Source organism: Spartinivicinus poritis (assembly GCF_028858535.1).
Classification (GTDB): Bacteria; Pseudomonadota; Gammaproteobacteria; order Pseudomonadales; family Zooshikellaceae; genus Spartinivicinus; species Spartinivicinus poritis.
On record NZ_JAPMOU010000057.1, the window covers coordinates 22,633 to 29,664 of the forward strand.

Consider the following 7,032-nt stretch of genomic DNA (forward strand, 5'->3'; position numbering starts at 1 on the left):
GTTTTACTTAGTTAGGAAGTAGATATTCGTTTGCTATTTGCTGGCTAAAAGTTTCTCTAGCCCGTATTAAGTGGTGCTGGCCTTTATCTACCATCACTTCTGCTGCTCGGTTACGGCTGTTGTAATTGGAGCTCATAACAAAACCGTAAGCACCAGCTGAGCGAACGGCCAGTAAGTCGCCTGGTTTTAGGTTAAGCTCTCGGCCTTTACCTAGAAAATCACCTGTTTCACACACAGGACCAACAATATCGAAGTTGGCTTGTAGGCCATCGGTTCTTGGCTTTACCTGAATAATGTCTTGCCAGGCATTGTATAGAGATGGGCGAATCAAGTCGTTCATGGCGGCATCTACAATGGCAAAGTGCTTGTGGCCATTATCTTTCAGCATATCAACTTGGGTTACTAAAATGCCTGCGTTGGCAGCAATTGAGCGGCCTGGCTCAAATACTAAGGTGAGGTTACGTCCCTGAATTTTTTCCATAACCGCTTTGGCATAAGTATCCGGCTCTGGTGGTATTTCCTGCTGGTAACGCACTCCAAGGCCGCCACCTAAGTCGAGGTGTTTGAGCTTAATACCCAGCTTGGCCAGTTCATCCACTAAAAATAATAGGCGATCCATGGCGTCTAAAAATGGATCAATCTCAGTTAATTGTGAGCCAATATGACAGTCGACACCTAATATTTCCAGGTTCGGTAGTTGGGCAGCCTTTTGAAACACAGAAATTGCGTCATCAAAAGAAATACCAAACTTGTTTTCTTTAAGCCCTGTTGAAATATAGGGGTGGGTTTTAGCGTCAACATCTGGGTTGATTCGTAATGAGATAGCAGCTTGCTGATCCATCTGTGCAGCGACTTTTTGAATGCGCTCAAGCTCAAATTCAGACTCCACATTAAAACAGTGGATGCCGACCTCAAGCGCACGAGCAATTTCTGCCTCTTGCTTGGCTACCCCAGAGAAAACCACTTTGGCAGGATCACCGCCAGCAGCCAGGACACGCTCAAGCTCGCCTACTGAAACGATATCAAAGCCAGCACCTAATTTTGCTAAAACATTAAGAACAGCCAGGTTAGAGTTGGCCTTTACCGCATAGCAAATCAAATGGGGGTGTTCACCCATCGCCTTGGTATAGGCAGTGTAATGGCGTTCCAGAGTGGCACGGGAGTAGACATAGCAGGGCGTGCCATACTGCTTAGCAAGCTCCGTAACCGGAACATCTTCGGCAAATAACTCGCCATCGCGGTAAAAAAAGTGATCCATATTGCTTCTTAATCAAATCGCTTATTGGTTAACAGACTCTGTAGATTCTTGCTCAGATTCATCTGGTAAGTAAAGAGGTCCTTTTTGACCGCAACCAGCCAGCCAGGTAAGCAGAAGTACAGCAAATAGAATGCGCATTGGATATCCCTCACTAATAGTACAATAATGACGGCAAAGTATACCCTGTCTGTTATAGCTCGGCTAATGTTCAAACAGTTAAACTGGTAGCGACTAAACAAATTTGTACAATGGGCTAGAACAGGCTGGTAACGATTTAGATGTCTCATCAAACAGGTCACAAACGAATGACAGAAGCAGAATTTAACGAGTTATTAGATGAACTAATGGTAGCAATTGAAGATGCCATCGACGAGCTGGAAATTGATATCGACTGTGAGTCTGGCAACGGTATGCTAACCATGCAGTTTGAAAACCACAGCCAGATTATCCTAAGTCGTCAGCCTGCACTACGACAACTATGGCTGGCAGCTAAAAGCGGTGGATTTCACTTTAACTATCAACCAAATAAACAGCAACCAAACGAACAGCAGTGGGTATGTGACAGCACTGGCGAAGAATTCATTAGTATGTTGAACCGGTTTATGACTGAGCAGGGTGGAGAGGAAGTAGAGTTGGAGTTGGGTTGATATGGCTTGTTGAGTCGTTATAACCCCCTTACTTAGGTTGAGCTTACTTTATTCTATCTACAAAAGAATCAAATAATACATGTCAGATATTCAAAAATATTTACGCAAGTTAACAATTGATGATTTATATGAGTGGGCTGGCTCGACCATTGTTAGCCGAGGGAAAGGCTATATAAATTATGTTAGTGATGATATTTTCATTACTGAACATGACGAGTTAGTTGCTGAGGTTGAAGGAAGTGAGCTTTATATTACTCGTGTATTTTTAGATGATGAAAATGAATTAGTTGCAGGGTGTAGCTGCCCATACTATGACAACTGTAAACACGCTGTGGCCCTAATTTTAAAAGCTGGTCAGTATTTAAAGCAGCATAAAAAAATCCTGCTATTAACTGAAGATAATGATCTTTATTATGAGCTTGATGATGAGATCGAGGAAGATGCTGAGTTATATTTAGAGGGAGAATGTGAAAAAACATTAACAGGCCATGAAGTGCAAGTGTATAGGGTTTTGGTTAAAAAAACTCATGCAGATTTGTGTGACTTATTAATTGATATAACCAATAAACATCCTCAAATAAGGCAGTTAATACTAGAAAACCATCGCTTTAGTAATAGTGACGTTAGTCAGCAAGTTAAACGACTGCGGAAAAAAATCAAAGAATTGAGTCGAATAGATGCCTGGTCCAACCATTGGGATAATGAGAGTAATATACCAGACTATTCTCCAGTTAAAACCCAATTGACATCATTATTAAAACAAGGTCATGGGGATGATGTATTACAACTTGGGGAGTACATATGGGAGCAATGTCATCAACAAGCTGAACAGGCCAATGATGAAGGTGAAACTGTTTTTGAAATTGGGCAATGTTTGGAAGTTGTTCTCCAGTCACTTCCAGAGTCAAGCCTTTCTCATTCGGAGCAATTGCTGTGGGTAATTGAACGACAGTTAGAAGATGATATTGGCTTATTGGAAAATGCTAATGGGTTTTTAGAAAGCCCGATATATACTCCAGCTGATTGGCAACAAGTCGTAGACAGTCTTATGAAAAGGTTAAAAGCGACTCCTATGCCACCCTCTATACATGACTTTACTAAAAAGTATCACCGTAAGAAGCTACTGAGAACAGTAACACACTCGTTAAAAGCGAGTGGACAACATGAAAAAATGATAGCACTAATGGAAGCAGAGGTTGAATCTTCTCAAGATTACCAAGACTTAGTAAATGAGTTGTTAGCTATAGGTGAAATAAAAAAAGCTCGTCAGTGGTGTATTGATGGCTTTTATAAAACATTAGACGATGCGCCAGGAATAGCGAGTAAGTTGCAAAGCCTACTGCGTGAAATGGCTGCACAAAACAGTCAGGATGACTTAGTAGCAGCATACCGAGCACAAAGTTTTTTCGATAGGCCGTCGTTAGAAGCCTATGAGGAGTTACAAGCTGCTTGTACCAAAGCAGGCTGCTGGACTGAAGTGAGAAACAAAATATTAGGCTATTTAGAAACAGGGCAACGCCCTGATGTAATAGCTAAAAATAATCTTAAAAGGAATTGGCCTTTACCTAAGCCAGAAGTGCTATATCCTTTAGTTAAAAAATATAAAGAAAACTTTCCCAACTATGACGTATTAATTTCCATAGCAATTAAAGAGCAGCGTAATGAAGACGTAGTTAATTTTTATTTAAAAAGCAAAAAAGCGAATAAGGGACGACTCTATAGCCGTTATAATCACACAAGCCAAAATGTGGCAGAAGCTGTTAAAGACACGCACCCTGATATTACAATAACTATTTGGGACAATATAGTTGAGTCACTAATAGCAGAGGTAAAGGCGAACTCTTATATTTCTGCTGTTGGCTATTTACGGAAAATGCGAAAACTTTATACAAAATTAAATCGCCTAAATGAATGGCAAAAGCTTATTGAAAGAATACGTGTTGAACACAAGCCTAAACGACGTTTGCAGGAAGAATTAAAGGTGTTGTTTGGTGAGAAAGTGGTGGGGTAGTTAAGGAGTTACGCTCTCGAATTAAGTAGGGGCTCTGTAACCCCATAGCCCCTACTTTTGGATACTCTCCTAGTACATCAAGGCTCAAGTAATGCTTGGTTTTGCTTACATACAGCATTTAACTGCTTGCTAATTAAGCGTTTGGTTTCTATACAAATGCCCAGCTGGCTAGCTACATCGTTCCATTTGGATAAAGCGTCAACCACCTCGGTAACCACTTCTTGAGCTTGCTTCCAGCTTGCGAAATTAGCTTGTCGTGCTAATTGTTGAATAACTTTTAATGGAGGGGTCTTACCAAAACCACCAAAGGCAGTACTGTGCTCACCATGAGGAGCGGGGCTAAAGGTTACATCATAAAAAGGGGAAGGCTGCCATTGACCAAGGTCATCCTGCAAAAATGCCCAGTTTTTACTGTGGTCATCTTGATTTAACGCAAATAGGTTAAATACTGCTCGGCGAAACTGGGCTTTTCCAGCAGCAGGGCTTTTACATAGCACTGCACTAACTTTAATTAGGTCTTCATAATCCATGGACGGCATCCTAAAATCCGCATCTACTAATCCACATAGGCTATGAAGGTGATAACGCCCGTTTTCTGGTGAGTAGTCAAAGCGCTTCAATGCTAACCAAGCTATTGCACCAGAACTGCTCGGTGGGTGGATTAATTGCCATTCTGGTACATCTATTCCTGCCTTTGCGGCCAGGGTTAAGTATGCAGCTTCACACAGCCCTTCCTCATGGCCTAGCGCTAAAGAGGCTGAGGTAAACTTAACTAACCAAGGGTCGAAGCCAGCCTTTTCTATTGTGCTGGCATTTTTTAAGTTATCAGGGTTTAAATAAACTTGTGCTTTTGGTCGTGCACCACCAGAGCTTCCCGCATTAGCCAGCTGGGTAAGTATCTCTGTAGTTTGGCCATCAAATAGAGCCTGTGCTTGTATGCCTAATTCGGTAATATCAATCTGGCTAGTTGTTTGTTCAGGCTGATAGCTAGAAACAGGTTCATACTCCAAAGCACCCATTCCCCGATTGCCAATAAATGCTAATCGGTCCATTGCTGTAAGTTGATGAGGTAGAATGCCGTGTTGACGAAAAACTCGATCCATTAACAGTAAACCCCAGTCATCAGGTAGAGAGTCAGCGTAAACACCATGTAAACCCATATGAGGTGACTTTGGTGCTTGCTGGAGACTATTATCAAACTGAAGGTTAAATGGCGAGAGGTTGTCATAGTGCTGCAAGTAATCACTATGGTATTGAAAAAATACAGCTTGAGCATTTTGAGCCAAAGTGCCAACAGCTACTCTCTCATTGCTACTTAGTCGACGAAACACCTCTAGTTTATTGATTGGGTTAAAGCTGCTCATTTACCAAGTACCTCATCGATACTTTGGGGCTTTATTGGTTGTACTCTATAAAGTTCAGCTAGTCGCTCCAAATCATCAACACACTGCCATAATAAAATAAACTGTCGTAGCGAGACTTGCCCTGTAGTTTCAAACTTCTTAATCGTGGGGGCGGGAACAGTACTTTTTTCCGCCAGTGCTTCACGTGAAAGCTTCATGGCTTTGCGCTTTTGACGAATGGCCTCTGCTAGCTGTTGCTGAATATCGGCAGGAGACAGCAAAGATAAGCGTTTCATACATCACCTTGTAAGCTACTTTATAGATATAATAGTAGCTATTATTATAGGTATAGTCCAATTGTAGATATAATAGTATCCTTTTGGCGAGTGGTTCTGGAAAGGTCAAATTAAGCTAAGTAGGGATAACAATATATAAATAGTTGTTGAGTAATGACTTTATGCCTGTATCTACATCATTTGATGTGCATAATGCACTCAGCTTTAGTCTTCAGGTTGATATTAATGCATAATCTGTCTTTTAATGATGAAATATGCACATTCCTGTGGTTAAGCACATAAGGAACACCGCTGATGGTAGCCAACACCTCAACAATAAATAATAAGTCGCTCAGCGAAGCAGAGATAATTTCTAAGTTCATCCTACCTGCTGTGGATAATACTGGTTGGAATCCAATAATTGAGTTCACCAGGAAGTAACGCTGAGTACAAAATATCCAGAAGACTGCTGTCAGATTAAACAACTGGCCTAATAATCCTTGTATGTTTAATGCCTTTAGGAATGAAAAGCTTTTCACTTGTGGCCTAGAATAAATTGTGATTTAAATAAAGCAGCTAGCCATATGGTTGAATGGAAAGTGCAATTAGATGCTCTTGCCGTTTAAAGTGGGTGTAGCAATGATCTATAGAGATGTAAAATTCTTAATTATAATTTGTAAATGATCACTTTCAATAAAATGGAGTTGTAAATGGAATCACTAGAAAGCTTAAAAGTTAAGTTGAGTGAATTTGTAAATGAGAGAGAGTGGGAGAAGTTTCATTCACCAAAAAACTTAGCGATGGCACTAAGTGCTGAGGCGGGTGAGTTACTGGAAATTTTTCAGTGGCTAACAGAGGAGCAGTCTAAAAATTTAAATCCAGAACAGCTATCTGCTGCAGCAGATGAACTGGCGGATATTCAAATTTATCTAATAATGCTTTTTGATCAGCTAGGATTGGATCCTATCAAAGAGTCTCATAGAAAACTAGAATGTAATAAAGCGAAATACCCCGTGAGTAAAGCTAAAGGCAACTCACAGAAGTATACTAATTTATAAGAATTAAGGAATACAATGCTGGTTTATAGTGCTACCAAGCAAGAATTTGTTGATGATGTTCGCTCAAATAGAATTGGCGAAATTATTGAAAATGAAGTATTTAGAAAATTGAATAAAAATTCACCAAAAAGTGAGTTTGTATCTTGGGAAAACTCTCTTCGATATATGTTTCAAGTATTAATTGATCCAGAAATACCATCTTCTGCAAGAGTAGCCATAGAGTACAATATCCCTCTCACTAATAGAAGGGTGGACTTCATCCTGACTGGAAGGAATAAAGACTTTCAGGATTCTGCAGTGATTATTGAGTTAAAACAATGGTCTGAAGTTGAAAAAACAACTAAGGATGCAATAGTCAAAACATTTCCTAATTATCATCATGCCTAAGCTATATTTAGTAGCTTACCTGGTAGCGGAGGTGTTCTCAGCGCTACAAATGC

9 protein-coding genes are annotated in these 7,032 nt (G+C 40.4%); 4 read left to right on the forward strand and 5 right to left on the reverse strand.

What is annotated here, in order from left to right; genetic code table 11:
• Positions 1 to 7: 7 nt before the first annotated feature.
• Both lysA and lptM read right to left on the reverse strand, forming a co-directional pair.
• Entirely contained in the window at positions 8 to 1,258 is a 1,251-nt protein-coding gene (gene lysA / locus ORQ98_RS25120; RefSeq protein ID WP_274691576.1) for a diaminopimelate decarboxylase, read from the reverse strand.
• A 21-nt stretch (positions 1,259 to 1,279) separates the two neighbouring features.
• Positions 1,280 to 1,396, reverse strand: a complete 117-nt coding sequence (gene lptM, locus ORQ98_RS25125; protein ID WP_180568439.1) for an LPS translocon maturation chaperone LptM — start codon at positions 1,394 to 1,396, stop codon at positions 1,280 to 1,282.
• Between the two features lie 140 nt (positions 1,397 to 1,536).
• On the opposite strand from lptM, the gene cyaY reads away from it, so the two are divergent.
• Both cyaY and ORQ98_RS25135 read left to right on the forward strand, forming a co-directional pair.
• Positions 1,537 to 1,905 carry an iron donor protein CyaY gene (gene cyaY / locus ORQ98_RS25130; RefSeq protein ID WP_274691577.1) on the forward strand — a complete coding sequence of 123 codons (369 nt, stop codon included), beginning with the start codon at positions 1,537 to 1,539 and terminating at the stop codon, positions 1,903 to 1,905.
• Positions 1,906 to 1,984: 79 nt separating this feature from the next.
• Entirely contained in the window at positions 1,985 to 3,916 is a 1,932-nt protein-coding gene (locus ORQ98_RS25135; RefSeq protein ID WP_274691578.1) for an SWIM zinc finger family protein, read from the forward strand.
• Between the two features lie 77 nt (positions 3,917 to 3,993).
• Here ORQ98_RS25135 and ORQ98_RS25140 read toward each other — a convergent pair whose 3' ends face one another.
• The 3 genes from ORQ98_RS25140 to ORQ98_RS25150 form a co-directional block, all read right to left on the reverse strand.
• On the reverse strand, positions 3,994 to 5,280 hold the full coding sequence (locus ORQ98_RS25140; protein ID WP_274691579.1) for a type II toxin-antitoxin system HipA family toxin: 1,287 nt from the start codon (positions 5,278 to 5,280) through the stop codon (positions 3,994 to 3,996).
• A complete protein-coding gene (locus tag ORQ98_RS25145) occupies positions 5,277 to 5,555 on the reverse strand; it encodes a helix-turn-helix domain-containing protein (RefSeq protein ID WP_274691580.1) in 279 nt (92 codons plus the stop codon). The genes ORQ98_RS25140 and ORQ98_RS25145 overlap by 4 nt, the downstream gene beginning before the upstream one ends.
• A 176-nt stretch (positions 5,556 to 5,731) precedes the next feature.
• Entirely contained in the window at positions 5,732 to 6,073 is a 342-nt protein-coding gene (locus ORQ98_RS25150; protein ID WP_274691581.1) for a hypothetical protein, read from the reverse strand.
• 171 nt (positions 6,074 to 6,244) lie between these two features.
• Here ORQ98_RS25150 and ORQ98_RS25155 point away from each other — a divergent pair, with 171 nt between their 5' ends.
• A complete protein-coding gene (locus tag ORQ98_RS25155) occupies positions 6,245 to 6,592 on the forward strand; it encodes a nucleotide pyrophosphohydrolase (protein ID WP_274691582.1) in 348 nt (115 codons plus the stop codon).
• A gap of 15 nt (positions 6,593 to 6,607) precedes the next feature.
• Positions 6,608 to 6,979, forward strand: a complete 372-nt coding sequence (locus ORQ98_RS25160; protein ID WP_274691583.1) for a hypothetical protein — start codon at positions 6,608 to 6,610, stop codon at positions 6,977 to 6,979.
• Positions 6,980 to 7,032: the final 53 nt, after the last annotated feature.